The 26740-nt window shown below is 64.6% G+C and carries 29 protein-coding genes and 1 other RNA gene; 18 read left to right on the plus strand and 12 right to left on the minus strand.

What is annotated here, in order from left to right; all coding sequences use genetic code 11:
• Positions 1 to 3: 3 nt before the first annotated feature.
• The 3 genes from ABIC75_RS09280 to rpoZ all read right to left on the minus strand — a co-directional run bounded on the left by ABIC75_RS09280 (position 4) and on the right by rpoZ (position 3094).
• Complete coding sequence (locus ABIC75_RS09280; RefSeq protein WP_354013548.1) at positions 4 to 387, minus strand: RidA family protein; 384 nt, start codon at positions 385 to 387, stop codon at positions 4 to 6.
• Positions 388 to 504: 117 nt separating this feature from the next.
• Positions 505 to 2670, minus strand: coding sequence for a RelA/SpoT family protein (locus ABIC75_RS09285; protein WP_354013549.1), 2166 nt, complete (start codon positions 2668 to 2670; stop codon positions 505 to 507).
• A 133-nt stretch (positions 2671 to 2803) separates the two neighbouring features.
• Entirely contained in the window at positions 2804 to 3094 is a 291-nt protein-coding gene (rpoZ, locus tag ABIC75_RS09290; RefSeq protein WP_204637273.1) for a DNA-directed RNA polymerase subunit omega, read from the minus strand.
• A gap of 200 nt (positions 3095 to 3294) precedes the next feature.
• Between rpoZ and ABIC75_RS09295 the strand changes: the two genes are divergently transcribed.
• Positions 3295 to 4140: an MlaA family lipoprotein gene (locus ABIC75_RS09295; protein ID WP_354013550.1), complete on the plus strand. Its 846-nt coding sequence runs from the start codon at positions 3295 to 3297 to the stop codon at positions 4138 to 4140.
• Between the two features lie 71 nt (positions 4141 to 4211).
• On the opposite strand, the gene ABIC75_RS09300 is transcribed toward ABIC75_RS09295, so the two are convergent.
• From ABIC75_RS09300 to ABIC75_RS09330, 7 genes are all read right to left on the minus strand, one after another.
• The gene (locus tag ABIC75_RS09300) at positions 4212 to 4517 is read right to left on the minus strand and encodes an STAS domain-containing protein (RefSeq protein ID WP_354013551.1); all 306 of its coding nucleotides are present in this window, start codon (positions 4515 to 4517) and stop codon (positions 4212 to 4214) included.
• Positions 4514 to 5197, minus strand: coding sequence for an MlaC/ttg2D family ABC transporter substrate-binding protein (locus ABIC75_RS09305; RefSeq protein ID WP_354013552.1), 684 nt, complete (start codon positions 5195 to 5197; stop codon positions 4514 to 4516). Before ABIC75_RS09305 ends, ABIC75_RS09300 begins: the two co-directional genes overlap by 4 nt.
• Positions 5198 to 5250: 53 nt before the next feature.
• The gene (gene mlaD, locus ABIC75_RS09310; RefSeq protein WP_354013553.1) at positions 5251 to 6111 is read right to left on the minus strand and encodes an outer membrane lipid asymmetry maintenance protein MlaD; all 861 of its coding nucleotides are present in this window, start codon (positions 6109 to 6111) and stop codon (positions 5251 to 5253) included.
• Between the two features lie 59 nt (positions 6112 to 6170).
• A complete protein-coding gene (mlaE, locus tag ABIC75_RS09315; protein WP_354013554.1) occupies positions 6171 to 6941 on the minus strand; it encodes a lipid asymmetry maintenance ABC transporter permease subunit MlaE in 771 nt (256 codons plus the stop codon).
• Positions 6938 to 7774 (minus strand): ABC transporter ATP-binding protein, encoded by an 837-nt coding sequence (locus ABIC75_RS09320; protein WP_354013555.1) that lies wholly within the window; start codon positions 7772 to 7774, stop codon positions 6938 to 6940. The genes mlaE and ABIC75_RS09320 overlap by 4 nt, the downstream gene beginning before the upstream one ends.
• A gap of 138 nt (positions 7775 to 7912) precedes the next feature.
• Positions 7913 to 8554, minus strand: a complete 642-nt coding sequence (gmk, locus tag ABIC75_RS09325; RefSeq protein ID WP_354013556.1) for a guanylate kinase — start codon at positions 8552 to 8554, stop codon at positions 7913 to 7915.
• A complete protein-coding gene (locus ABIC75_RS09330; RefSeq protein ID WP_354013557.1) occupies positions 8551 to 9411 on the minus strand; it encodes a YicC/YloC family endoribonuclease in 861 nt (286 codons plus the stop codon). The genes gmk and ABIC75_RS09330 overlap by 4 nt, the downstream gene beginning before the upstream one ends.
• 76 nt (positions 9412 to 9487) lie before the next feature.
• On the opposite strand from ABIC75_RS09330, the gene rph reads away from it, so the two are divergent.
• From rph to cydX, 10 genes are all read left to right on the plus strand, one after another.
• On the plus strand, positions 9488 to 10219 hold the full coding sequence (gene rph, locus ABIC75_RS09335; RefSeq protein WP_354013558.1) for a ribonuclease PH: 732 nt from the start codon (positions 9488 to 9490) through the stop codon (positions 10217 to 10219).
• Positions 10220 to 10230: 11 nt separating this feature from the next.
• A complete protein-coding gene (rdgB, locus tag ABIC75_RS09340; protein ID WP_354013559.1) occupies positions 10231 to 10830 on the plus strand; it encodes an RdgB/HAM1 family non-canonical purine NTP pyrophosphatase in 600 nt (199 codons plus the stop codon).
• Between the two features lie 3 nt (positions 10831 to 10833).
• Positions 10834 to 12000, plus strand: coding sequence for a radical SAM family heme chaperone HemW (hemW, locus tag ABIC75_RS09345; protein ID WP_354013560.1), 1167 nt, complete (start codon positions 10834 to 10836; stop codon positions 11998 to 12000).
• An 81-nt stretch (positions 12001 to 12081) separates the two neighbouring features.
• Positions 12082 to 14367: a DUF1631 family protein gene (locus ABIC75_RS09350; protein ID WP_354013561.1), complete on the plus strand. Its 2286-nt coding sequence runs from the start codon at positions 12082 to 12084 to the stop codon at positions 14365 to 14367.
• Positions 14364 to 14723 carry a PilZ domain-containing protein gene (locus ABIC75_RS09355; protein WP_354013562.1) on the plus strand — a complete coding sequence of 120 codons (360 nt, stop codon included), beginning with the start codon at positions 14364 to 14366 and terminating at the stop codon, positions 14721 to 14723. The genes ABIC75_RS09350 and ABIC75_RS09355 overlap by 4 nt, the downstream gene beginning before the upstream one ends.
• A 1172-nt stretch (positions 14724 to 15895) precedes the next feature.
• The gene (gene pepQ, locus ABIC75_RS09360) at positions 15896 to 17221 is read left to right on the plus strand and encodes a Xaa-Pro dipeptidase (protein ID WP_354013563.1); all 1326 of its coding nucleotides are present in this window, start codon (positions 15896 to 15898) and stop codon (positions 17219 to 17221) included.
• A 189-nt stretch (positions 17222 to 17410) separates the two neighbouring features.
• Positions 17411 to 17653, plus strand: a complete 243-nt coding sequence (locus tag ABIC75_RS09365) for a hypothetical protein (protein WP_354013564.1) — start codon at positions 17411 to 17413, stop codon at positions 17651 to 17653.
• On the plus strand, positions 17653 to 19236 hold the full coding sequence (locus ABIC75_RS09370) for a cytochrome ubiquinol oxidase subunit I (RefSeq protein WP_354013740.1): 1584 nt from the start codon (positions 17653 to 17655) through the stop codon (positions 19234 to 19236). The genes ABIC75_RS09365 and ABIC75_RS09370 overlap by 1 nt, the downstream gene beginning before the upstream one ends.
• Before the next feature lie 10 nt (positions 19237 to 19246).
• Positions 19247 to 20377 carry a cytochrome d ubiquinol oxidase subunit II gene (cydB, locus tag ABIC75_RS09375; RefSeq protein ID WP_354013565.1) on the plus strand — a complete coding sequence of 377 codons (1131 nt, stop codon included), beginning with the start codon at positions 19247 to 19249 and terminating at the stop codon, positions 20375 to 20377.
• 15 nt (positions 20378 to 20392) lie between these two features.
• Positions 20393 to 20524, plus strand: a complete 132-nt coding sequence (cydX, locus tag ABIC75_RS09380; RefSeq protein WP_121882642.1) for a cytochrome bd-I oxidase subunit CydX — start codon at positions 20393 to 20395, stop codon at positions 20522 to 20524.
• A 44-nt stretch (positions 20525 to 20568) separates the two neighbouring features.
• On the opposite strand, the gene ABIC75_RS09385 is transcribed toward cydX, so the two are convergent.
• Both ABIC75_RS09385 and ABIC75_RS09390 read right to left on the minus strand, forming a co-directional pair.
• On the minus strand, positions 20569 to 21873 hold the full coding sequence (locus tag ABIC75_RS09385; RefSeq protein WP_354013566.1) for an aminopeptidase P N-terminal domain-containing protein: 1305 nt from the start codon (positions 21871 to 21873) through the stop codon (positions 20569 to 20571).
• A 2-nt stretch (positions 21874 to 21875) separates the two neighbouring features.
• The gene (locus ABIC75_RS09390) at positions 21876 to 22436 is read right to left on the minus strand and encodes a UPF0149 family protein (protein WP_354013567.1); all 561 of its coding nucleotides are present in this window, start codon (positions 22434 to 22436) and stop codon (positions 21876 to 21878) included.
• Between the two features lie 370 nt (positions 22437 to 22806).
• Here ABIC75_RS09390 and ABIC75_RS09395 point away from each other — a divergent pair, with 370 nt between their 5' ends.
• The 7 genes from ABIC75_RS09395 to ABIC75_RS09425 all read left to right on the plus strand — a co-directional run bounded on the left by ABIC75_RS09395 (position 22807) and on the right by ABIC75_RS09425 (position 26602).
• Positions 22807 to 23046 carry a TIGR02449 family protein gene (locus ABIC75_RS09395; RefSeq protein ID WP_354013568.1) on the plus strand — a complete coding sequence of 80 codons (240 nt, stop codon included), beginning with the start codon at positions 22807 to 22809 and terminating at the stop codon, positions 23044 to 23046.
• On the plus strand, positions 23039 to 23362 hold the full coding sequence (locus ABIC75_RS09400) for a cell division protein ZapA (protein ID WP_354013569.1): 324 nt from the start codon (positions 23039 to 23041) through the stop codon (positions 23360 to 23362). The genes ABIC75_RS09395 and ABIC75_RS09400 overlap by 8 nt, the downstream gene beginning before the upstream one ends.
• A gap of 7 nt (positions 23363 to 23369) precedes the next feature.
• Positions 23370 to 23556, plus strand: a non-coding RNA gene (gene ssrS, locus ABIC75_RS09405) — 6S RNA.
• Between the two features lie 79 nt (positions 23557 to 23635).
• Positions 23636 to 24256: a 5-formyltetrahydrofolate cyclo-ligase gene (locus tag ABIC75_RS09410; RefSeq protein WP_354013570.1), complete on the plus strand. Its 621-nt coding sequence runs from the start codon at positions 23636 to 23638 to the stop codon at positions 24254 to 24256.
• Positions 24253 to 24717: an EVE domain-containing protein gene (locus tag ABIC75_RS09415; RefSeq protein ID WP_354013571.1), complete on the plus strand. Its 465-nt coding sequence runs from the start codon at positions 24253 to 24255 to the stop codon at positions 24715 to 24717. The genes ABIC75_RS09410 and ABIC75_RS09415 overlap by 4 nt, the downstream gene beginning before the upstream one ends.
• A 27-nt stretch (positions 24718 to 24744) precedes the next feature.
• Positions 24745 to 25383: a ribose-5-phosphate isomerase RpiA gene (rpiA, locus tag ABIC75_RS09420; RefSeq protein ID WP_354013572.1), complete on the plus strand. Its 639-nt coding sequence runs from the start codon at positions 24745 to 24747 to the stop codon at positions 25381 to 25383.
• Between the two features lie 133 nt (positions 25384 to 25516).
• Positions 25517 to 26602 (plus strand): hypothetical protein, encoded by a 1086-nt coding sequence (locus tag ABIC75_RS09425; protein ID WP_354013573.1) that lies wholly within the window; start codon positions 25517 to 25519, stop codon positions 26600 to 26602.
• Positions 26603 to 26740: the final 138 nt, after the last annotated feature.

A 26740-nucleotide genomic window follows, 5' to 3' on the forward strand; every position in this document is an offset into this window, starting at 1 on the left:
CGATCAGTCGAGCACCATGATGGCATCCACCTCGATATCGGCCAGCTTCGGCAGCGCGGACACCTCGATGGTCGAACGGGCCGGGAACGGCGCGTGGAAATACTCGGCCATGATCTCGTTGACGGTGGCGAAGTGGCCGAGGTTGGTCACGTAGATGCCCACGCGCACGATCTTTTCGAGCGAACCACCAGCCGCTTCGGCAACCGCCTTGAGGTTCACGAACACCTGGCGTGCCTGCAGCGCGATATCACCTTCGACCATGTTGCCGGTGGCCGGATCGAGCGGAATCTGGCCCGAGAAATACACGGTATTGCCCGTGCGTACTGCCTGCGAGTACGGGCCAATGGCGGCCGGCGCCTTGTCGGTGGTGATGATGTCGCGGGACATGGGGAAGCCTCGTGGTTGCTCGGGCCCCACAGTCTAAAGGCAGGAGAGAGCGAATAGGAGTGAGGAACGAGAGAAGCGGTTGGCGACCTCTCTCACTCCTATTCACTCACTTCCGCCTTACAGCGGGTAGCGGTAAGCACCACTCACCACGCCGGTGCGGCGCACGCGGCGAATCACTTCCGCCAGATGCTTGCGGTTCTTCACTTCGAGTGCGAACAGCAGCGTGGCCGCGGCGGCATCGCGCTCGACGTATTCCACGTTCTCGATGTTCGAGTTGGCCGCCGCGATGGCCGCCGCCACCGTGGCCAGCACGCCCGGGCGATTGATGACTTCGATGCGCAGCTCGGCGCGGTAATCGCCCTGCACGTCGCGATCCCACTCGATGGCCACGCAGCGTTCCGGCGACTTGCGCAGTTCCACCACGTTCGGGCATTCCACGCGATGGACCACGATGCCCTTGCCCGAGGAGAGATAGCCAATGATTTCGTCACCCGGCAACGGGTGGCAGCAATTGCTGAAACTGAGCACGCCGCGTTCGGCACCGGTGATGCGGATCTTCTCCATCGCATGCGGCGACTGCTGTACGTCGGTGGATTTCTTGCCGCGCGCCGCCACCAACTGGCTGGCGACGAGGTGTGGAATGCGGTTGCCCAGCGCGATATCCGAAAGCAGTTCCTCCAGGCGCTTGAGCTTGGAGGTTTCCAGGAAACGGTCCAGCACGGCCGGCGGAATGGCATCGAGACTGGTGCCCAGGGCATCGAGCGCGCGATCGAGCATGCGGTGACCGAAGTCCACGGCATCTTCGTGCTGCAGGTGTTTCAGGTACTGGCGAATCGCCGTGCGCGCCTTGCCGGTGACCACCGATTCCAGCCACGCCGGATTAGGCAGCGCCGACGGCGCCGTGATGATTTCCACCAACTGGCCCGATTCCAGACGCGTGCGCAACGGCACCAGCTTCTTGTCCACGCGCGCGGCCACGGCATGGTCGCCCACATCGGTGTGCACGGCGTAGGCAAAGTCGAGTGCGGTGGCGTTGCGCGGCAGCGCAAGAATGTCGCCGCGTGGCGTGAACAGATAGACCTCATCCGGGAACAGGTCGATCTTGACGTTCTCGATGAACTCGGACGACGACACCGTATTGGCCTGGCTGTCCGCCAGCGACGACAGCCACTCGCGCGCGCGCGCCTGCGCGCTGTTGGCCGGACCGGAATCGGTCTTGTACGCCCAGTGAGCAGCCACGCCGCGCTCGGCTACCGAATCCATTTCCGCCGTGCGAATCTGCACCTCGATGGGCGCGCCGAACGGCCCGAGGAGCACGGTGTGCAGCGACTGATAACCGTTGGCCTTCGGAATCGCGATGAAATCCTTGAAGCGGCGATCCACCGGCTTGTACAACCCGTGCACGGCGCCCAGCGCCATGTAGCAGCTCATGGCCGAATCGACCACCACGCGGAAGCCGTAGACGTCCATCAGCTGCGCGAAGCTCTTGTGCTCGTTGCGCATCTTCGAATAGATGCTCCACGGCGACTTGATGCGGCCCACCACCTTCGCGGTGATGTGATCGGCGATCAGGCGCGTGGACAGCGCCGCTTCGATCTTGCCCATGGCTTCGCGGCGATTGCCCAGTGCAGCGCGAATACGCTCGCTGATCACGCGGTAGCGGTCGGGATACAGCGCGCGGAAGCCCAGGTCCTGCAGCTCCGCCTTGAACTTGTTCATGCCCAGGCGCTGCGCGATGGGCGCGTAGATTTCCAGTGTTTCCCGCGCGATGCGGCGGCGCGACGGGGCGTCTTTCGCGCCCAGCGTGCGCATGTTGTGCAGGCGATCGGCAAGCTTGATCAGGATGACGCGCAGGTCGCGCGCCATGGCCAGCAGCATCTTGCGGAAGCTTTCCGCATCGGCTTCCTGGCGGCTGGAGAAGCGCATCTTGTCCAGCTTGGTGACGCCGTCGACCAGCTCGGCGACGGTCTCGCCGAATTCGCCCGAGAGCTCGGTGCGGCTGAGCGCGGTGTCTTCCAGCGTGTCGTGCAGGATCGCCGCGATGATGGTCTCGGCGTCCATGCCCAGCTCGGCCAGGATGCCGGCCACGGCCACGGGATGCGTGATGTAGGGCTCACCGCTCTTGCGGGCCTGCCCTTCGTGCGCCACCGCGCCCACTTCGTAGGCACGCACCACGCGCGCCACCTGCGGCTCGGGCAGATACGCCACGCGCTCCTTCAGGGCCAGCACGTACGGCGGCAGCGTCGACGTATCCGAGGAAGAGGAATCCGTGACGGCGGGCATGGATGTTCGGTCCCCGCTCAGGCGACCGCCTCGCTTCGTTTGGGGGAAGCGAGTCCGGCGACGTGGAACCCGCAGCGCAAAGCGCCGGACAAGCCGGCGCCGAGGCGTTGCTGGCTACAGCCGCCGCCTTCCATCAGTCATCTCCACCCTTGGAGAGGTCGTCGTCCACTTCGGCCGCGGCCCATTCCAGCGCCTCGCGCTCGGCGCGCTCGCGCTCGGCCTTGTCGATCTCGTCGATGGTGGCCTGATCGATGCGGCGATCGGCGATTTCGCGCAAAGCGAGCACCGTCGGCTTATCATGGTCGGGATGAACTGCCGGCTCGGCGCCCTTGGAGAGCTGGCGGGCGCGCTTGGTCGCCATCAGCACCAGCTCGAAGCGGTTATCGACTACCTGCAGGCAGTCTTCGACGGTAATGCGGGCCATCTGAAATCCTTAAAGAATAAAGCGACTTATCATCTGTCAGTGTAGCCAGCAGCGGCTTTGCTGGCAATGCAGCAAGGCTTATCATGCACGGTTCGCGCCGTCTGCATGCGGGGCCCCCAATACTTATGGGGGCCTGTACATAATAAAAAACCCGCAAGTACAATATTGTACTCCCCCACCCCTCCGGGACAGTCGCCTCCATGCCGTCCGCCTTTCGCTCTTTCGTCATGCGCAGCCTGCCCTTGCTGGCCATTGCGCTGCTCGCCGGCTGCACGATCGCCAAGCCTCGGACTGACGATCCGTACGAGAAGATGAACCGCAAGGTCTACGCGTTCAACAACTCGCTGGACAAGGCCATCATCCGCCCCGTGGCCGTGGGTTACCGCAAGGTGACCAACCCGACCATCCGGCGCTGCATGACCGACTTCTTCACCAATATCCGCATGCCGATCACGGTGGCGAACGACCTGCTCCAGGCGCGCCCGAAGCAGGCACTGCAGGGCAGCGGCCGCTTCCTGGTGAACCTGACCCTGGGCATCGGCGGCTTCTTCGACCCGGCCAGTCAGTTGGGCATCCCGCTGGACGACACCGATTTCGGCGTGACGCTGGCACGTTGGGGCGTGCCGGACGGTCCGTACCTGATGGTGCCGTTCTTCGGACCGAGCACGGCGCGCGACTTCTGGCAGGTGCCGGTCGACGGCTACTTCTTCGACCCGATCAGCTATTTCGAGCGCAACAACCACTACGAGTATGGCCAGCAGTACCTGCCTGAGCTGATGTACCTGGTGACCATCCGCGCCAGCGCCATCGACGCGGAAAGCTTCCTCAGTTCCGCCTACGATCCGTACGCCTTCATCCGCGACGCCTACCGCCAGCAGCGCATCTACAAGATCTACGACGGCAACCCGCCGGAAGAGGTCATCGAGCAACTGCAGGGCCTGCACGACAAGAGCTTCGACCCGGACGAACTGCTCGACGAGCAGCAGAAGTGGGAGAAGAAGCAGCCGCAGGCGTCGCAGGACCAGCCGGAACCCAAGAAGGACTGACGCGTTCTTCTGCCGAGCTGCACGAAAAAGGGGCCGAAAGGCCCCTTCTCACGTCCGGCGCTGGATGGAACTCAGGCCATCAAGCCCTCGACCTCGCACACGCTGGCCAGCAGGTGCATGCCCTCGGGCATGTTGCGCACATTGAGCTTGCGCCCGCGCTCGGCCGACTGCGCCAGCACCGCCAGCACGCAGGCCAGGCCGGCGCTGTCGCTGCGGGTGACGCCGGCGAGGTCCAACTCCGAACGGCCATCGCGCGCCACCGCGGCGTCGATGGCCTTGAGGGCCTGCGCCGCGTTGCCGAAGGTCAGCTCGCCGGACACGCGTACGCTGCCCGGCGAGCCTTCATCGATGCGCACGGGTGCAACGGCTGCACTCACTGCTTGGAACCCTGCTGTCCCTTGGTCTCCTGCTCCATTTCCTTGAGCGCCTGGTCACCCTGGGTTTCAAGGTTGCTGATCAGCTTGTCGATGCCGACCTTGCGGATTTCGGCGTCGACCTGGTTGCGGTAGTTGGTGATGTACGAAATGCCTTCGATGATCACGTCGTAGGCCTTCCAGGTGCCGTTCTTGTCCTTGCGGAAGGCGTAGTCGACGGCAATGGTCTTGCCATCGTCCAGCACCACCTGGCTGCGCACGATGGTGCGCTTGTCGCTCATGTCACCGGTAAAGGGCAGCACCTTCACGCGGCCGCGGGTGTAGTCGAGCAGACCTTCCGCATAGCGATGGGTGATGGATTCGTAGAACGCCTTGGCGAAACGCGAGCGCTGGTCAGGCGTTGCCTCACGCGCGTGCTGGCCGAGCACCAGGATCGAGGCGTAGTCGATGTCGAAGTGCGGCAGGAACGCGTCGTCGATCACGTGGATCAGCTTTTCGCGGTTGTTCTTCAATTCCTGCTGGTGGCCGTCGATCGCCTTGGCGAGATCGTCGGACACCGCCTGCACCACCTGCACCGGCGTCTGCTGGGCAGCGGGGCCCTGCGTCGCATCCTGGGCAAAGACAGGCGCGGCGATCACGGTGCCAAAGGCAATGGCGGTGGCAATGGCCAAACTGCGCAACATGGGGAAACTCCTGAAAGATATCTCGTTGGAATATCGGTGCGCGATGCGCCAGTTCAATGCTTGTCGCCGTCGGCCTTGGCACCGTCGGCAGGCTTGCCGGACGACGAGCCGCTGACCAGGAACTTGCCGATCAGGTCTTCGATCTGCATGGCCGACTGGGTCAGCACCAGCTCATCGCCATTCTTGAGCATGTCCGGCGAACCGCCGGGCTGGATGGCAACGTACTGGGTACCGATCAAACCACTGGTGAACACCGCGGCGGCCGAATCGTCCGGAATCTGGTTGTAGCGCTTGTCGATGGAGAGCGTGACTTCCGCATCCAGCTTGACCGGGTCGGCCGAGATCGATTGCACCGTGCCGATCGCCACGCCCGCCATCTTCACCGGCGCACCGACCGAGAGCGAGCCGACATTGGTAAAGCGACCCTTGACGGTGTAGCTGCCACCCAGGTTGTCCGCCACGCCGCCAGCGCCGAAGAACTTGCCGAGCATTTCCTCCAGCTGCTGCGCCGGGCGGGTGAGCGCCAGCGTACCGCCGTCGGCGAGACTCTTCTTCGAATTGCCATACTGCAGACCCACGTACTGGTCGCCGAGCAGGCCGCTGGTGAAGATGGTGGCTACCGAGTTCTCGGGAATCTGGTCGTAGCGCTGGTCGATGGCCAGCTTCACGTCGGCCGTCTCCCTGCCCGGGTCGAGCACGATCGACTGCACCTGGCCAACGCGCACGCCCGCCACCTTCACCGGCGCACGCTCCTTGAGCTGGCCGATGTTGGCGAAGTGCGCCTCGACGGTGTAGCTGGGGCCGCGACTGGAGTTGGCCACCGAGGTGGTCTGCGTGGCGAGATAGCCGAGCGCGGCAAAGCCGAGCGCGATGAACAGGCCGGTGCCGACAGCATAGGATTGTCTCTGGCTCACGGCACGTTCCTCATGGAAAGGTGGTTGGAAAGATTCATGGCGTCGCTCACATCAGCCATTCACATCAAAAATGCGGTGAGCACGAAGTCCAGCGCCAGGATGGCGATGGACGAGGCGACCACCGTGCGCGTCGTCGCATAGGCGACGCCTTCGCTGGTCGGCGGCGTGGTGTAGCCCTGGAATACGGCGATCAACGAGACAACCGTGCCGAACACGACGCTCTTCCAGATCACGCCGTTGATCACGTCTTTCACCACCTCGACGGTGGCGGTCATGTTCGACCAGAAGGTGCCGTTGTCGATGCCCAGCCAGGTCACGCCCACCAGGTGGCCGCCGAAAATGCCCAGCGCGCAGAACACGCAGGCCAGCAGCGGCATGGCGATCACGCCAGCGAGAAAACGGGGCACGGCCACATAGGCAATCGGATCGACCGCCATCATCTCCATCGCGGCGATCTGGTCGGTCGCGCGCATCAGGCCGATCTCGGCGGTGACTGACGTACCCGCGCGCCCGGCAAACAGCAACGCCGTCACCACGGGGCCCAACTCGCGATAGATGGCAATGGCCACCACCGTGCCGGTGGCCGAGGTGCCGCCGAAGATCGACAGCACGTCATACAGCTGCAAGCCCAGCACCATGCCCACGAACAGACCGCAGACCATGATGATGATCAGGCTCATCGCGCCCACGAACCACAGCTGGCGGATCGTCTCGCGATAGTGGCGCATGCTGCGCGGAATCGCCGCGATCATGCGCAGCAGGAACAATCCACAATCGCCGATCTGCGAGAGCGAACGCACCACGATGTTTTCGGAGCTTGCGACGCTCATGCGTTCTTCCCTGGAAAGCCCAGCGACACGCCAAGATCGCCGGCCGGATATTGGAATGGCACGGGACCATCGGCCTCGCCACCGAAGAACTGGCGCGTCCACGGCGAACCGTCGTTGGCGATGGTCTTGGGATCACCCTGCGCCACCACCTTGCCGTTGGCGATGAGGTAGATGTGATCGGCCACCTGCTTGATCGCCTCAAGCTCGTGCGCCACCAGCACGCTGGTGATGCCCAGCGTCTGGTTGAGCGTGCGGATCAGCTTGAGCACCTGGTTCAAGGCGATGGGGTCGAGGCCCACGAACGGTTCGTCGTAGAGGATCAGCATCGGATCGAACACGATGGCGCGCGCCAGCGCCACGCGACGCGCCATGCCGCCCGAGAGCTCCGTGGGCATCAGCCCTGCCGCACCACGCAGGCCCACGGCCTGCAGCTTGGTGAGCACGATGTTGCGGATCAGCACTTCCGGTAGCTCGGTGTGCTGGCGCAGCGGAAACGCCACGTTCTCGAATACGTCGAAGTCGGTGAGCAGCGCGGAGTTCTGGAACAGGTAACCAATGCGCTCGCGCAGCTCGAACAGCTTGTCGCGCGACAACGCCGACACGTTGTTGCCATCCACCCATACCTCGCCCGCGTCGCCGCGCATCTGGCCGGTGATGTGCTTGAGCAAGGTGGTTTTACCCGTGCCGCTGGGCCCCATGATGGCGGTGATCTTTCCGCGCGGAATATCGATATCCAGCGCGTCGAAGACTTTCTTGCCATTGAGCACCGTGGTCAGGCCACGGACGCGCACCAGGGCGCTGTCCTCGGGCTTGGCGCTAATGGAGTCGGTCATGGGCGGCAGGCGGGCTGGGGAAAGGCGCCAAGTTAGCTGAATAAGCCCATGAAGACCATGCGCCGTCCGCCGCGTCGCTCAGGAACGGCTAACGAAACAAGACCTTACGCCTGAAGCGGGACGCAAGGAACGGCGCCTTCAGGCCAGCAGCTCCTGAATCAGCGCCTCGTGGCGCTGCCACTGCAACGACGAACGTTGGCGCACGGCGCGCACGATGGACTGCAGATCCTGCAGCGCGTCGTCGAAGTTGTCGTTGACGATGATGTAGTCGAACTCGTGCGCGTGAGCGATTTCCTCGCGCGAGTTGTGCAGTCGGCGCGCAATCACCTCGGGGCTGTCCGAACCGCGGCCGCGCAGGCGTCGCTCCAGTTCGGGACGCGACGGCGGCAGGATGAACACGCTGACGCAATCGGGCTTGCTCTTGCGGATCTGCCGCGCGCCCTGCCAGTCGATTTCCAGCAGCACGTCGCGGCCTTCGGCAAGCAGCGTATCCACCGTGGTGCGCGACGTACCGTAGAGGTTGCCGTGCACTTCGGCATGCTCGAGGAAGATGCCATCGGCAATCTCCTGCTCGAAGGTAGCGCGCTCCACGAAGTAATAGTGGCGACCGTATTGCTCGCCCGGACGCGGCGGCCGCGTGGTGTGCGAGATCGACAGCGAAATGGCCGGCTCACGCTCCAGCAGCGCATTGACCAATGTGGACTTGCCCGCGCCCGAAGGAGCAGCCACCACGAACAGGGTGCACGGGGGGTTGGGCGCGTGAAGCGTGCTCGTGTTCATTCGATGTTCTGCACCTGTTCGCGCATCTGCTCGATCAGCACTTTCAGGTCCACCGCCGCATTGGTGCTGCGCACGTCCACCGCCTTGGAACCGAGCGTGTTCGCTTCGCGGTTGAATTCCTGCATGAGGAAATCCAGGCGACGGCCGACCGGTTCGTTGGTACTCAGCACGCGGCGCGTTTCGCCGATGTGCGTGGTAAGTCGGTCGAGTTCTTCGTCCACGTCGCTGCGGGTGATCTGCAGCACCAGTTCCTGCTCCAGGCGACCGGGATCGGCGGGCTGCTTGAGATCGGCCAGGCGCGATTCCAGACGGGCGCGCAGGCCTTCGCGGATCTGCGGCATGAAGCTGCGCACGTCGGCCACGATGCGCTCGATGGCATCCAGGCGCTCCTTGAGCAACTCGGCCAACTTGGCGCCTTCACGCTCGCGGGTGGCGGTGAGTGCGTCCAGCGCCCGGTCCAGCACGTCCAGCAGGGAGGCCTGCAGCACGTCCGGGTCCACCTCCGACTGCTGCAGCACGCCGGGGAAGCGCAGCAATTCGGTGAATTCGATGTTCATGCGCGGAAAGCGTGCTTCCAGATCCATCGCCAGCTCGGAAAGGCGCGCCAGCGCGGTGGCGTTGACCTGCAACGATTCGGCACGGGCCTCTCCGCGCAGGCGCACGGTGACGTCCACCTTGCCGCGCGACAGCTTGGCCGCGATGCGCTCGCGCAGGGCCGATTCGAACACGCGCAGTTCGTCGGGCAGGCGCGGGCTCAGCTCCAGGTAACGGTGGTTGACCGTGCGCAGTTCGCAGCTGAGCGTGCCAGCGGGGCCGGTCGTCTCAGCGGAGGCGTATGCCGTCATGCTGCGGGTCATCGGGAGCTCGCGAATATCGGGAAAGAGCGCAATGGTAAACTTTCCCGCCCTGCCTTGCCCAATGGCCTCCTATCCCATGAGCTCTTTCACCCGCCCCAGTGGCCGCGCCAGCGACCAGCTGCGCACCGTCACCATCGAACGCCACTACACCCGCCACGCCGAAGGTTCGGTGCTGGTGAGCTTTGGCGATACCAAGGTCCTGTGCACGGCCAGCATCGAAGACCGCGTGCCACCGTGGCTGCGCGGCAAGGGCGAAGGCTGGATCACGGCCGAATACGGCATGCTGCCTCGCGCCACCAATACCCGCATGCAGCGTGAAGCCGCGCGCGGCGGCCAGGGTGGACGCACCATGGAAATCCAGCGCCTGATCGGCCGCAGCCTGCGCGCCTGCGTGGATCGCCAGGCCCTGGGCGAGCGCGTCATCACGCTCGACTGCGACGTGATCCAGGCCGATGGCGGCACCCGCACGGCCGCCATCACCGGTGCGTACGTGGCGCTGGTGGACGCGGTGAATCTGCTGATGAAGCGCGAGAACCTGCGCCGCAACCCGGTGGTGGGCGCGGTCGCGGCGGTGTCGGTGGGCATCTACCAGGGCGTGCCGGTGCTCGATCTGGACTACGCCGAAGATTCCAACTGCGATACCGACATGAACGTGGTGATGAATGACGGTGGCGGCTTCATCGAGGTGCAGGGCACGGCCGAAGGCCATGCGTTCCGCCGCGACGAAATGGACGCGCTGCTCGCACTCGCCGAAAAAGGCATTGCCGAACTGGTCGCTGCGCAGCGCGCCGCGCTCGAACTGGCCTGACGGTTACGCGCATGACACGCATCGTCCTGGCCAGCAGCAATCCCGGCAAACTGGCGGAGTTCAACGACCTGCTGGCCGACGGCGGCCTGCAGGTGGAACCGCAATCGGCATTCAACGTGCCCGATGCCGAGGAAACCGGCCTCACCTTCGTCGAGAACGCGCTACTCAAGGCGCGTCATGCCTCGCGCATCAGCGGACTGCCGGCCTTGGCCGATGATTCGGGCCTGTGCGTGACGCATCTGCGCGGCGCGCCGGGGCTGTATTCCGCGCGGTACAGCGGCACGCATGGCGACAACGCCGCGAACAACGCGCGCCTGCTGCGCGAACTCGACGGCGTGCCGACGGAACAGCGCGGCGCGTTCTTCATCTGCGTGCTCGTGCTGCTGCAGCACGCCGACGATCCGGCGCCGCTGATCGCCGAAGGCCGCTGGCATGGCCACGTGCTCACCGAGCAACGCGGCACGCACGGCTTCGGCTATGACCCGCTGTTCCTGCCGGAAGACGAAACGGTCAGCGCCGCCGAGCTGCCGCCGGGCCTGAAGAACCGCATCAGCCATCGCGGCCGCGCGCTGGCGCTGTTGCGCAACCAGCTCGCCGAGGTGCATCGCTAAGCCATGTCGTTGATCGCGCCACCGCTGTCGCTGTACGTCCACATGCCGTGGTGCGTGAAGAAGTGCCCGTATTGCGACTTCAACTCCCACGGCCTGCGCAACGAGCCGCCGCCGTACGACGGCTACATCGACGCACTGTTCGCCGATCTCGATGCCGACCTGCGCGACTTTGGTACGGCGGTGCATGGCCGCACCGTGCACAGCATCTTCTTTGGTGGCGGCACGCCCAGCCTGTTCGCGCCGGAGCTGATCGATCGCTTCCTCGATGGCGTGCGTGCCCGCCTGCCGTTGGCGAGCGATGCGGAGATCACGCTGGAGACCAATCCGGGCACGGTCGAGCATGGACGTTTCGATGGCTATCTGGCGGCGGGCGTGAACCGCCTGTCGTTCGGCATCCAGAGCTTCGACGATGCCAAGCTGCGCCGGCTCGGCCGCATCCATTCGGCCGGCGAAGCGGAGGCCGCGGTGAAGTCCGCCCAGGATGCCGGCTACGCCAACATCAACCTCGACCTGATGTACGCGCTGCCCGAGCAATCCCTGGACGGAGCGCTGGCAGACGTGGCGCGCGCCGTCGCGCTGCAACCCACGCACATCTCGCATTACCAGCTCACCCTGGAACCGAACACGGCCTTCGCTGCCAACCCGCCGCCACTGCCTGACGACGACCACGCCTGGGCCATGCAGGAAGCCTGCGAACAACAGCTCGGCGACGCCGGCTATAGGCAATACGAGGTATCCGCCTATGCCCAGAACGATCGCCGCTGCGTGCACAACCTCAACTATTGGCGCTTCGGCGATTACCTCGGCATCGGCGCCGGCGCGCACGGCAAGATCACCGATGTGGCCGCCGGCGAGGTCATCCGCCGCTGGAAGACCCGCCACCCGAAGGCCTACCTGACGGCACCCGGCGGCGTGGAGCGCATCGGCGGCAGCGGCCCGGTAGCCGCGGAAGAACTGCCATTCGAGTACATGCTCAACGCGTTGCGGCTGATCGATGGCGTGCCCATGGCCGATTTCGCCGAACGCACCGGCCTGCCCGCCGTGCGCATAGCGCACGCACTCGACCGCGCACGTGCACAAGGTTGGCTGACCGACGAAGCCGGCCGCCTGCACACCACGACCCTCGGCCAGCGCTTCCTCAACGACGTCATTTCCGGATTCCTTGACTGAATCCACCGTCCGGCCGATGGCGGGCGTAACGCGTCGGCCTTAGACTCTGTGCCATCCGGGGGGAATGAACCAAGGTCTGTCATGGAAGTCGAACAGCAGGGTCGACGGCCGCCGCATGCATCCGATCGGGACTCCCGTCCTGACAATGCTGTCTGGGCGCCGCGCGCTCGTCGACTGATCGAAGAAACGCATGCCCTGTGCGCCAGCTGGCTGGACGCGCCGTTGCGCCAGTGCTTCGCGGAAGCGGAGCAACGGCTGTACGGCCAAGCCGAGCGTTCGCGCAACCCCGTCGAGCAACAGCAATGCCTGTACTCGCGCCAGGTGATCCAGCAGCAGCGCACGCCGATGGAGCGCCGCTTCATGGATGGCGTGCGCCAGCACTTCAGCGGCGTAGGCAAGGTGCCAGAGCCCGAAGTGCCCCACGCCGACCTGCCCCGCCGCCCGCTGGAACTGCTCGATCCCACCGAACACGAGCAGACAGTGGCGCTCGACAAGCTCGTGGCGCGCGGCGAAGCGCGCCATGGCACCGCCTTGTTCGAACTGGGTTATCGCTTCGCCGTATTGGCCAGCCTGCCGCCACTGGAAGGCGAAAGCCTGCCGCTTGGCCCGCAAGCGCTGGCAGGCGCCTTCCGCGATGCGATGACCGGGCCGGAACTGCCGGTCGAACATCGCCTGCTGTTGTTGCAGAGCTTTGACATGACCGTGGTGCAGGGCCTGGCCACGCTCTACGACACGGTCAACGAACATCTCCGCGCCGACGGCATCCTGCCGCAACTGCGCGCCTTTCCCACCACGCCGCGCGCGCAGGTGGAACGCCATCCTCGCCAGGTCGCCAACGACAACCCGCCCGCGGCATTCAACCGACCCGCGGCGGCACCTGCCGCCCAGGCATCTGCACCGCGCAGCGACAGCATCGCCGTGCTCGACAACCTGCGCGAAATGCTGGCCCAGCACCGCGCCGGCCAAGGCGCGCTGAACTATCAGGGCACGGGACGTTCGGCGACACCGGAAGAACTTCAGCTCGCCCTCGATGCGCTGCAACTGCATGTGAGCGACGTGGCCGACCAGGCCCGACGCGAACTGCGCAGCGCCCAGGCGCTGCGCGACGAATTGCTCACCCAGCTCAACGCAGGTCGCCCGGAAGGCTCGGCGCCCATGCACCTCACCGACGAACAAGGCGACACGGTGGAACTGGTGGCCATGCTGTTCGAGCAGTTGGATCGCCAGGTGCACCACGAGGGCAACGCACACTCGCTGCTCGGCGACCTGCAGCTGCCGCTGCTGCGCATGGCGGTGTCCGACCAGGGTTTTTTCAATCAGCGCGAACATCCCGCACGCAAGCTGCTCGGCCTCGTCGCCGAGGCAGCGAACGACTGGCTGGACGGACCCGAAGGCGACGTCGACCGCTCGCTGGAAGCCAAGATCAACCAGCTGGTGGACCGTGCACGCCGCGAGCCGCCCAGCACCGGGCTCTACACCAGCCTGCTGGCCGACATCGAACATCACCTGAGCCTGCTCAACCGCAAGGCGCAAATTGCGGAGCGCCGCCAGGTGGAAGCCATGCAGGGCCGCGAGCGGCTCGAGCAAGCCCGCCATCGCGCCGCCGAGCTGATGTCGGAGCGCTTCGAGAAGTGCAATCCGCGCGGCCTGCTGCGTACGCTGCTGGAGCGGGCGTGGTCCGACGTGCTCGCGCTCACGCTGCTGCGTCACGGCGAGGATAGCGAAGCCTTTTCACTGCGCCTGCGCATCACCGATCAACTGCTTGGCCAACAGCCGGTGGCCGATCGCAACCTGCTGCAGGCCGAAGTGGAGTCGGGCCTGCAGCAGATCGGCATGCACGCGGAAGAATCCGTGCAGGTTGCGCAGCGCCTGCTGGGCATTCCGCCCGGCACCGCGGCCGCCAGCGAGGCGGCCACCACCACCGAACTCGCGCTCAAGCTCAAGCAGCACCAGCGGCTGGGCGAACACGCCACGTCAGAGATGGCGGCACCCGCACCGGCCGCCGCGCCGCCGGCACCTCCGCCGCCGCCCGAATCGCCGGAGCGCCGCATCCGCCAGCGACTGCGCCAATTACCGTTCGGCAGCTGGTTCGAATTCATCGACCCAAACAACGGCGGCATCACCCAACGCAAGCTGGCTTGGTATTCGCCCGTCACCGGCAACTGCCTGTTCGTGACGCGCCGCGGCCTGCGCAGCCAGGAAATGACCCTGGAACAACTCGCGCATGAAATGGCCTGCGGTCGCGTGCGCGAGATGCCGCCGGTGAAGGAGAACCTGCTCGATCGCGCCTGGCATGCGCTCACCAGCCACCTGCGCCAGATCACGGGCGCCCATGCCGCAGCCTCACGCCCCGGGGTATCGATGTGAGCGAGAACATTGCCTCCATCGACCAGCGCCGCGCCCTGCGCAAACGCGCCAACTTCACCGCCGTGGTCACCGACGTGATCACCGGCCAACCCATCGGCCACCTCGGCAACCTCTCCGCCAACGGCATGCTGCTCATCAGCACGCATCCGCCGTGCAGCGAAGCGATCTATCAGGTGAGCCTCTCCCTGCCCGGCCTGGGCAGCTCGCCGCAGAGCATCGAGGTGGGCATCCAGGAGCAGTGGCACGAGGCGGCGGCCAGTCCGGGCCAGGTGTGGGCGGGGTATCGCATCGTGGCGATTGATGATGCGGATGCGGCGATGCTGGATGCTTGGTTGGAGCAGCCGGAGCGCGATTAGGCTTTTTGCTTCTCGCCGATGGTGAGAGGGTTGGGAGCTTACATTGCAACGTGGGCCGGGCAAACATGAAGCCGACGGGACGTCGGCTTTTTAGCTCGTCATTCCTGCGGACCAAAACAGGGGGCAGGAGGTGGTGGAGTCTGTCAACAGCCGAAGATCTCTTAGCTTGTCATTCCTGCGAAGGCAGGAATCCAGTGACTTTGCTCTTGGTTGTCGCGATTCCTTTGCTCGCTCTTATGCGGTGCTTCCGCGATCGGGCCGCCTACGCGGCGGGCGTTTCGATCGGCTGCCACCGCTCGAGTCACTTTTCTTTTGCTGGCCCAAAAGAAAAGTAACCCAAAGAAAATGGCCTTCAGTGCAAAGGCTCGCAGCATCGTGTTGGGATAAGCCCGAACGCTAGAGGATTGTTGTGGCGGGACACCCATGGGAGGCCACACAGGAGGTACATCAAAGCGCTGCGCAACGCGCCCGAATCGCAGAGGACTTAAAGCGGAGCCTCGCTTCGCATCGGTCTTGGTTGTCGTCGCAGTCCATGGTTGCCGCTACATCACACTTCTCCCTCTCCCCTTGCGGGAGAGGGCCGGGGAGAGGGGGCGGGTGCTCGCGAAAGCATCGCAACTTAGCGCTTTGACTCTTCGCTCTACGGGTTCCCCGTATGACAGCGGCGGGCGGCGGGCGGAAAGCCCGTAGGGTGGCCGCAGGGATGCGGCCAGTTTTTCGACAGGACATGGATGTCCTGTCGAAACCCCGTAACCCGCCCGCGTACCTTCCGTCCTACGGACGGAAGGCGCGTCATCCGGGGGGCCGTTTCTTTTGGCATTGCCACCATCTCGGTGGTTACTTTTCTTTACTCCGGGCATCCTGCCCTCCGCCCTTCGGGCCGGCTTCGCCGTTCGCACGCGCTCCTGCGCGTGCGTGGGCCAGCAAAAGAAAAGTAACCCGGATCGCGGCAGCGGTTCGGAAGCCCGCCGCAGGCGAGCCAGATCGCGGCATGGAAACAACCAAGAACAAAGCCACTGGGCGGGCTGCTGAAACGCGCCTCCGATATCCGCAGGCATGACAAGCGCAAAGCTGCGCCCCAAAAACTAGCGATCCCCTCCCCTCCGCGCGATCATGTCCCCCTTCCCCACCCGCCCGGTGCCCACCACCAGGCGCCGTCGCCCGGAGCCACCATGCAAGACCGCCTCGCCCCGCTCTACACCCAACACCTAGCCACGCTGCGCGAGCGCGCCGACAAGGCGCTTGCCCTGGGCGGGTTCGATCATCTGGTGATCGCCTCAGGCACGCCGCTGCGCAAGTTCCTCGACGACCAGGATTATCCCTTTGTCGCCAACCCGCATTTCCGCCATTGGCTGCCGCTGACCGACACGCCGGGGAGTTGGGTGGTCTACACACCAGGCGAGAAGCCGAAGCTGATCTTCCTGCAGCCCAGGGATTACTGGCACGTGGTGCCGGCAGCGCCGAGCGGTTACTGGGTGGAGCATTTCGACATCGAGATCGTGCGCGACGCGACCGAGGCCGTGGCGCTGCTGCCGGGCGCCAACACGCGACGCGCCATCATCGGGCCGGAGTGCCCCGCTGTGCCCGGCGCCGAGGCGAACAATCCGCAAGCGGTGCTCGACTATTTGCACTGGCATCGTTCGTACAAGACGCCGTACGAACTGGAACTGATGCGTGAAGCCAGCCGCGTCGGCGCGCGTGCGCATCGCGCAGCCGAGCAGGCATTCCGCGCGGGCGAGAGCGAGTTCGGCATCCACATGGCATATCTCGCTGCCGCCCGCCAGATCGACGCCGAGCTGCCCTACGCGAGCATCGTGGCACTCAACGAACACGGCGCGGTGCTGCATTACACGCACTTCGATCGCACGGCGCCCACGAAAAGCCGTTCGTTCCTGATCGATGCGGGCGGCAGCGCTGCCGGTTATGCCAGCGACATCACGCGCACGTATGCAACGAAGGGGCACGCGGAATTCCAGGCGCTGATCGACAGTGTCGACACGGCGCAGAAGGGCTTCGCCGCCAAGGTGCGCGCCGGCCAGAGCTATCCCGAATTGCACATCCACGCTCATCACGTGCTGGCCGAAGTACTGCGCGAACACGGCCTGATCCGCATGAGCGCGGAAAGCGCCGTGTCCTCGGGTGTCACCTCCGCGTTCTTCCCGCACGGACTGGGTCATCCCATTGGCCTGCAGGTGCACGACGTGGCCGGCTTCCAGGCCGCCGAAACTGGCGGCACCATCGCGCGCCCGGCGGGGCATCCGTACCTGCGCATGACGCGTGTGCTGGAGCCCGGCATGGTGGTGACGATTGAGCCGGGCCTGTATTTCATCGACATGCTGCTCGACGAATTGCGCGCCAAGCCAGCGGCCAGCGACATCGACTGGGCGCGGGTGGCGCGCTTCCGTCCCTACGGCGGCATCCGCATCGAGGACGATGTGGTGTGCACCGACGACGCACCCGAGAACCTCACTCGCGATGCTTTTGCACTGATCGGCTGACGCCAGCTTCGACATGGCCCGCCACGCGATGGCGGGCGGGCCCTAGGTAAAAGCACTTACACCTAGACTCCATGAAAGTGGCGCGGCATTTGCGCCCGCGCGGCCATCCGCCGCTGCGTCAACCCTCCGCACGACAACTTCACGTCGGTTGCGTATGCTCGCCCCAAGGTACAGCTAGGGGCCTGCAGCATGTCCATGCCGTCCGCCGAGCCGGCCATTCCGGTGTCGGTTCCCGTCGACCTGCCAAGGCCGCCGCTGCGCCGCCTGGCGCGCAAGCTGATCCTGTTGGTGCTCGCCAAGATCATCTTCATCTCCGTGGTCTGGTGGGCGGTTGCCGCTCATTACGAACGTCCCGATACCCGTCCTGCCGCCATCGAGCATTTGCTCGCGCCGGCGTCCTCTTCTTCCTCACCGCAAGCAGGCAGCCCATGATCATCGATCCCGAGGTCGTCACGCTCTCACGCCTGCAGTTCGCGCTGACTGCGCTCTATCACTTCCTCTTCGTACCGCTCACGCTCGGCATTGTGTGGATCCTGGCCATCATGGAGGCCGTCTACGTGATGACCGGGCGCGAAGTCTGGAAGCGCATGGTGCAGTTCTGGGGCGTGCTGTTCGGCATCAACTTCGCCATGGGCGTCGCCACCGGCGTCACCATGGAATTCCAGTTCGGCATGAACTGGGCGTACTACGCGCACTACGTGGGCGACGTGTTCGGCACGCCGCTGGCCATCGAAGGACTGATGGCGTTCTTCCTCGAAGCGACGCTGGTGGGGCTGTTCTTCATGGGCTGGAACCGCATGTCGCGCATCGCGCACTTGCTTACCACCTGGTTCCTGGCGCTGGGCACCAACCTTTCCGCGCTGTGGATCCTGATCGCCAACGGCTGGATGCAGAACCCGGTGGGGTCTGCCTTCAACGTGCAGACGATGCGCATGGAGGTCACCTCGTTCTCCGAAGTGATGTTCAACCCCGTGGCGCAGGCAAAGTTCGTGCATACGGTAAGCGCGGGCTACGTAATCGGTTCGATGTTCGTGCTCTCCATCAGTGCGTGGTACCTGTTGCGTGGTCGCAATACCGATGTCGCCAAGCGCTCGATGACGGTGGCCGCAAGCTTCGGCCTCGCTGCCGCGCTTTCGGTGGTGGTGCTGGGCGACGAATCGGGTTACGCCGTTTCGGAAAACCAGAAGATGAAGATGGCCGCCATCGAGGCGATGTGGGAAACCGAGCCGGCGCCTGCATCGTTCACGCTGTTTGGCCTTCCGGACGTGGAAAACCACACCACGCACTACGCACTGCGCATTCCGTGGGTGATGGGCCTGATCGGCACGCGCTCCATCGACAAGCCCATCCCGGGCATTACCAACCTGGTAGAGGACGCCAAGGGGCGCATCCATACCGGCATCGAGGCGTACGACGCCATGCTGGTGTTGCGCGAGGACAAGGACAACGCGCAGGCGAAGGCCATACTCGCCGCGCATGACAAGGACATGGGTTACGCCCTGCTGCTCAAGCGCTTCATGGACGATCCGCGCAAGGCGACGCCGGCGGACATCCAGAAGGCCGCGGACAGCACCATTCCGAACGTACCCGTACTGTTCTGGGCGTTCCGCATCATGGTGGCCTGCGGTTTCTACTTCATCGCGCTGTTCGCGGTCATGTTCTGGCAGGCGAGCAAGCGCCAGCTGGACAAGCGCCGCTGGCTGCTCAAGGTGGCGCTGTGGAGTCTGCCGTTGCCATGGGTGTCGACCGAACTGGGCTGGATCGTGGCCGAGTACGGGCGCCAGCCATGGGCCATCGAAGGCGTGCTGCCGACGGCGCTGGGTGTTTCCAGCGTGACGTCAGGACAGGTATGGACATCGCTGGGCGGCTTCGTGCTGTTCTACAGCGCGCTGGCCATCATCGACGCCGTGCTGATGGTGAAGTACGCGAAGAAGGGACCGGACGGCCTGGGCTTGTGGCCGCCTTCCGAACCGGTGCCGCCCATGACCCACGTTGCCGCGCACGCAGGCGCCTGAGGAGAACGTCATGTTCGACTATGAAACGCTACGCGTGATCTGGTGGGCCCTGCTCGGCACGCTGCTGATCGGCTTCGCCATCATGGATGGCTTCGACTTCGGCATCGCCGCGCTGCTGCGCGTGCTGGGCAAGACGGAAGACGAACGCCTGGTGATGCTTGAAACCATCGAGCCGACCTGGGAAGGCAACCAGGTGTGGTTCGTGCTGGGCGGCGGCGCGGCCTTCGCCGCGTGGCCGCAGCTCTACGCGGTGTCGTTCTCCGGCATGTACCTGGCGATTTTCCTGGTGCTGGTGGCGCTGATCCTGCGCCCGGTGGGCTTCAACTTCCGCGGCAAGGTGCCCGACGCGCGCTGGCGCACGCTGTGGGACTGGGTGCTGACGGCCTCGGGCATCGTGGTGATGCTGATTTCGGGTGTGGCGTTTGGGAACCTGTTCCTCGGTGCGCCGTTCCAGTTCGACAACGACCTGCGTATGAGTTGGCACGGTAGCTTCTTCGAACTGCTGCATCCGTTCGCGCTGATGTCCGGTCTCGTTTCGCTGAGCATGCTGCTGGCGCATGGCGCCTGCTGGGCCGCGTACAAGGCCGATCACGTGGTGGCCGATCGCGCCGTGCGCGTGGCGCGCATCGTCACGCTGGCCTATGTGGTGCTCTACGTCGCGGCCGGCATCTGGCTGGCGTATGGCGTGCCGGGATTCGCCATCGTGGGACCGGTGGTGACAGATGGCGTATCCAATCCGCTGTTCAAGCAGGTCGCGCACGGCAGCAGCTGGTTCGCCAGTTACATGGAGCATCCTTCGTTCTGGCTCGCGCCGGTGCTCGCTTTGGTGGGCGCGGTCAGCGTGCAGCTCACGGTGGGCAAGAAGGGCCTGGGCTGCTTTATTTCCAGCAGCCTGATGGTGGCGGGCACCATTCTTTCCGCCGGCTTCGCGCTGTTTCCGTTCCTGCTGCCCTCGCGCCTGGATCCACGCTCGAGCCTGACGGTGTGGGATGCATCGTCCAGCAAGGGCACGCTTGGACTGATGCTGGCGATGACGGTGATCTTCCTGCCGCTCATCATCATCTACACCAGCTGGGTGTACCGCGTGGTGCGCGGTCGCGTCACGCTGGACCACGTGCGCCATTCCGGCAGCACCTACTGAGAGAGGAACGACGCCATGTGGTATTTCTCCTGGATGCTCGGCCTTGGCCTCGCCTGCGCGTTCGGCATCCTCAACGCGATGTGGTACGAAGTGCACGCAGACGACGAAGCGCATCAGCGCAAGGAACCGCGCCCCGCAGGCAAGTGATACGCGCCGACCGGAGCGCATGACGCGCTCCGGTCGGCCATGCCTCAACGCGAGGCGAGCAAGGCCTCGATCTCGTCCGCATCCTTGGGCACGCCGCTGGTCAGCACGTCGTGGCCTTCCTTCACCACCGCCACGTCGTCCTCGATGCGTATGCCGATGCCGCGCCAACGCTCGGCCACGGTGAAATCGCCCGGTGACACGTAAATGCCCGGCTCCACTGTCACCACCATGCCCGGCTCGAGCACGCGGGGCTCGCCGTCCACGCGATAGTCGCCCACGTCGTGCACGTCCAGGCCTAGCCAGTGGCCGGTCTTGGCAGGGAAGAACCGCTTGTAGCTGCCGTCGGCGATGGCGTCATCCGCCGAGCCCTTGAGCAAGCCGAGCGCGCACAGGCCTTCGGTGATCACGCGCACGGCCGCCTCGTGTGCCGCATTGAAGGCGCGGCCCGGCAGCACTTCGTCGATGGCGGCCAACTGCGCGGCCAGCACTACTTCGTACAGCGCGCGCTGCTCGCGGCTATAGCGACCGCTGATGGGAAACGTGCGCGTGATGTCGGATGCATAGCAGTCCACTTCGGCCCCTGCATCCACCAGCAGCAGGTCGCCGTCACGCAACACCGCGCGGTTCGCCGTGTAGTGCATCACGCAGGCATTGGCGCCGCTGGCCACGATGGGCGGAAACGCGGGCACGGCGCCGCGGCTGCGCATCACGCGCAGGATTTCCGCCTCGACCTCGTATTCGTGGCGGCCGGCAACGGCCGCCCGCATGGCGGCCAGGTGAGCCTCGGCGGCAATGGACGCCGACGAACGCATCAGCTTCAGTTCGCCGCGCGATTTGTACAGGCGCAGGTCGTGCAGCAGGTGTCCCAGCGCCACGAATTCCTTCGGTACCACGCCACCGCCGCGCAACTGCCGCAGGCGTCGCATCCAGCCCAGCAGGCGGGCATCGAATTCGGGTTCGCGGCCGAAATGGCAGTACACGCGTGCCCTGCCCTCGATCATGCCGGGCAGGATGTCGTCGATGTCGTCGATGGGAAAGGCATCGTCCATACCGTGTTCGCTCACGGCGCGATCGGTGCCGATGGATTCGCCGTGCCAGCGCTCGTGTTCCTCGTCGCGTTCGCGACAGAACAGCACGGCCTCACCGTGCTTGCGGCCAGGCAACAGCGCCAGCACGGCCTCGGGCTCGGGAAAGCCCGAGAGATAGTGCAGATCCGAGTCCTGCCGGTACGGCCAGTTGGCGTCGGCATTGCGTACGCGTTCGGGCGCAGCGGCGATCAGCAGTACCGCGTCCTCACCCGCCATGCGCATCAACTGGCGGCGGCGACGGGTGTATTCCTCGGACGACATGGTCAATGCACGGTGTCGCTGTTCGAGCCGCGATTGGAACATTCGGCAAACAGCAGCATCGCGCCGAGGCGCACGAATTCGTGCACTTCGATCAGCGAATCCTCGTCCTCGTCTTCGTCGCCAAATTCGAACGACGAGGCGGCGATGGTGCCCAAGTCCTTGAGGATTTCCTGGGCTTCTTCGGACAGCTTGCTGTGCGTTTCCGCACCGGCAAGGCCGAAGCCACCGAGGAAACCGCGGCACCAGTCGACCAGCGCGTCGGCGCGTTCGGCCAGCGGGCGATCATCCGCCGGCAGCATCGGCTCGAAGCCCAGTTCCGGATCGGCCAGCTCGGCCTGGGTCTGCTTTACCAGCCGGTCGAGCACGGCCTGGTCGCCGGCCGATGGCGTGGCGGCTTCGGCATCCAGGTGCAACGCTTCGACCAGCGACTGACGACCGATGCGACCGCCTCCAGCCAGGAAACCGCATAGCGAGCCATGCAGGCCACTGGCATCTTCGGCCAGCTGGAGACGGGCGGCGGCGGCATCCAGTTCGTCGTAGCCGATCAGCTCGTTCGTGGTCATGGCAGGGCTCCTTTCAAGACAAGCGAGCAGTTTAATGCACTGGTTCCCGAAACGCCTTTTGGCCTGCTGCTTTCCTAGAGCCTGTTCAATGTTTCCACGTGGTTCGCGCCAGGATCTGTTTGCCCGCCAGCCAAGGAAGATCGAGGGAGTGTATGTCGATACACGACCGAGTGATGACGCAGGCTCGCGGGCAAACAGACCTGGCCCGAAGGGTTAGTCACCGTTGGCACCCTGTGCGCGGCTCATGGCTTGACCTGACCACCAGTCAGGCGCGGCGCCACGAACCACGCACAGGGTGCCAACGGTGACTAACGCGAACTACGTGGAAGCATTGAACAGGCTCTCAGACCTCCTGTTATAGTTCTGGCCCATGAGCGTGCCCGATTCCGTCAAGCCAGATCCCGTCAAGCAAGAGCTTGCAGCCCTCGGCGAGCAAGTGGATCGGCTATTGGACGCCATACGCCGACTTTCCGAAGAAAACCGCAGCCTGCGTCACAGCCAGGAACAACTGGCCAACGAACGGGCCGGCCTCATGGCACGCAACGAGCAGGCGCGCAGCCGCGTCGAAGCAATGATCCAGCGACTGAAGGCGCTTGAGAACAATGGCTGAGAGCAGCACGGATAGCACCGCCAACGTGCCTGTCGCCCTGCGACTGGTGGATCGCGAATTCCTGATCGCCTGTGCGCCGGAAGAACGCGAAGGCCTGCTGGAATCGGCTGCCTACCTCGATCGCAAGATGCGCGAATTGCGTGCCAACGCGAAGGCGCCGGGCTTCGATCGCCTGGCCGTGCTGGCCGCCATCAGCGTCACGCATGAATTCCTTGCGCTGCGCAAGCAGCACACTGGCTCTGATCAGAGCGTGACTGACGGCATTACTGCACTGCGTCGCAAGCTTGAAGCCGCACTGGACGCCCACATAAAATAGTCCACGGCGTTATCTGCGGTGTGCGCCAGCACACTCTTACATTTGCCTTGTTCCTAAATACGGCCCCGGGTCGGCTTTTCATCGGTTGTTGTGCATGTCCGCCGCGTGCGGAAAGCCTTGAGACCATGTCGCCCTCCCACCTGATCCATCGTGGATCAAGGTCGTTCGGTGGGCAGCGGCATCGCGGTTAACGCCACCTATTCCTTCACTTACGGCGCCCCAGGGCGCCGTAAGTTCAAAGGGCCGCTCGCTCGCACAGCAGGAGACGCGAACGTGGACGCCAACGCCCAGCGACGCGAACTACGCCGGCAACTGGCCGAACAGCGCCGCGCCCTGACGCCCGCGCAGCGGATCGCTGCCGCCCAGGGGCTGCGACGCAGCCTGGATCAGCTCCCCGAATACCTCACCGACGCGCGCGTGGCGGGCTATTGGGCCGTCAACGGCGAGCTGCCACTGAACCTGATCATCCCGCCGCTGGCTACGCGCGGGCAGCAATTCCTGCTGCCGGTGATCGGCCCGAACCATCAGTTGCGCTTTGCGCCGTGGCAATCGGGCGAGGACGTGCAACCCAATCGCTACGGCATTCCTGAGCCCGCTGCGCCGAAGGAGCTGCTGGAGCCGTTCCAGCTCGACCTCGTGCTGCTGCCGCTGACGGCCTTCGACCGCCGCGGCAACCGGCTGGGCACGGGCGGCGGCTACTATGACCGGGCGTTCGCCTTCCTCAACGAGCAGGTGCGCCCCACCGAGCCGCTGCTGGTTGGCATCGCTTATGCGTTCCAGGAACTGCCCGAGATCGATGAAGAGCCGTGGGACGTGCCACTGGACTTCATTGCCACGGATCGCGAACTGATCGACTGCCACGCCACGCGCGAAGACGGAGAAGCGCACGCATGAGTAAAACCACTCAGTACTGGCTGATGAAGTCGGAGCCGGATGCGTTTTCCATCGACGACCTCAAGCGCAAAGGCCAGGAACACTGGGACGGCGTGCGCAACTACCAGGCGCGCAACTTCATGCGCGACGGCATGCGCATCGGCGACAGGATTTTCTTCTACCACTCCAATTGCGCCGAACCGGGCATCGTCGGCATTGCCGAAGTGGCCACGGACGCTTATCCCGATCCCAGCCAGTTCGATCCCAAGAGCAAGTACTTCGACGCCGCCAGCTCGCGCGACAACCCGCGCTGGATGCTGGTGGACGTGAAGTTCGTGAAGAAGCTCAAGCGCACCATCACGCTCAAGGAACTGCAGGCCGACGCCGCCCTCACCGACATGGCATTGGTGCGCAAAGGCAACCGACTCTCCGTCATGCCGGTGGGCGCCGAGGAATGGCGCCACATTCTGGCGATGGAATAACGCTTTCTCCTTATCGGAACATCACGCATGAGCGCCAACGAAAAACGCCAGGCCGGCGAAGCCGCCATCCGCTACGTCGAAAACGGTGCCATCGTCGGCGTCGGCACCGGTTCCACCGTCGCCTTCTTCATCGATGCACTGGCCGATTTGAAGGACCGCATCGAAGGCGCGGTATCCAGCTCCGAACAGTCCACCGCACACCTCAAGCGCGTGGGCATTCCGGTGCTCGATCTCAATGCCACCGGCGCGCTCAACCTTTACGTGGACGGCGCGGACGAGTGCGACGCGCACAAGCGCCTGATCAAGGGCGGCGGCGCCGCGCTCACGCGCGAGAAGATCATCGCCGAGGCGAGCGCGAAGTTCGTCTGCATCATCGATTCGAGCAAGCAAGTGAACCTGCTTGGCAAATTCCCGCTGCCGATCGAAGTGATCCCGATGGCCCGCAGCCTGGTCGGCCGCGAAATCGTCAAGCGCGGCGGCAACCCGGTGTGGCGCGACGGCGTGGTCACCGACAACGGCAACTGGGTGATCGATGTGCACGGCTGGCAGATTGCCGACCCGGCGGGCCTGGAGAAAGACCTCAACCAGATTCCTGGCATCGTGACGGTGGGCCTGTTTGCGCGGCGGCCGGCGGATGTGGTGTTGGTGGGTGATCGGGTGATGTGATCGCCATTCGCTGACGCTCGACGAATCAGTCGCCGGCCCCCAGGGGCCGGCGTTTTTTGTCGACTGCCCTGCCATGCGCCAGCCTAAGCATCACTTATGCTTGACCGCACGAAAGGAAGCGTACGGTGGGCTAATGATTTCCGCGACAAGTGCAATATCTGTTCGAGCGTCATGCACATGCCTGCTGCTGATCGCCCTTGGCGTCGCCGCTCCCACCCTGGCACGCGCCGTCGAGCCGGTACGTGCGGACCAAGTGTCCTCGATCACTCGCGCGGTTTTCGCAGATGGACAGCTCTGGTTGCTTTCCGACGCCGGTGAGCTGTCCACCATCCGGCCCGATGACCACGAGCGCACCACGCAGGCATTCGCCAGCCCCGTTCTCGACCTGTGCGTGAGCGCCCGGCAGCCGCAAGTCATTATCGACGGCAAGGATGGCGCCTGGGAAATACACCGCCGGGAAGCACAGGACTGGCCGCTTGTCACAAGCATCGTCAAACAGGGCGAAAGTCTGTTGGCTGTCGCATGCAACGCTGGAAAGACCCACGTGCTGACATCCGGACGGCTGATTGAACTTGGCAGTGGCACCTCGCCACATTCGGTCAGTCTTGCCGGTGAACTACCTCGTGGCATCGTCACCGCCATCCATGACGAAGGTACTTCGGTGCTTGTCTCCATCAACGGCGGCGAATGGGGTGGCGGGTTGCGGCGCATCGATATGACCACGGGCGCCGTCGTCACCGTGGAGCAGGAAGACGACTCCGGGATCTGCAGCGGCCCATTGAATCCTTCGTGCGATCCCGTGAACGGCATCGCAGCCGTACCGTGGAATGCCCACTGCGTGGCCGTTGCCGTTGGCCTTGTCCACATGCTGATGGAAGGGCGCGTCGTGGAAGTGTGCGGCAGCAAAATAAGGACGCTTTACGCGAAGCCCTTCACCCAGCCGTTCTGGGCATCCCTGGGCAAACGCAAACCTCCACCGGAAACCGTCGCCTTCTTCGGCATCGCCGAAAGCGGAGGCACGCTGTGGGCAGTCGGTACGGATGGCCTCTATCGAATAGAGGCGGGCGGCAAGGCAACGATGCTTCCTTTGCCCGCGTTTACGACCATCGACGGCATCGATGTCAGCTTTGACAACCCGCAACTCGTCTTCGTGATGACCAGTGCCAATCAACGACATTCGTTGAGCGGGAGCGTCCCGATGATGGTGCCGCGACAGTAGGTAGAGAGGCTTTTCAGCAAGCTGAGTGCCCTGGCTAGGTCGCGCTGCGCCAGTACGCGTGGTTCGATTCACTGTGCTCCGTGTCGATACGGCGTTTTGCCCAGAGAAGCATTTGGGCTTAGGCAGATAGCGTTTGCG

The organism is Dyella japonica (assembly GCF_040545895.1).
GTDB classification, from domain to species: domain Bacteria; phylum Pseudomonadota; class Gammaproteobacteria; order Xanthomonadales; family Rhodanobacteraceae; genus Dyella; species Dyella japonica_D.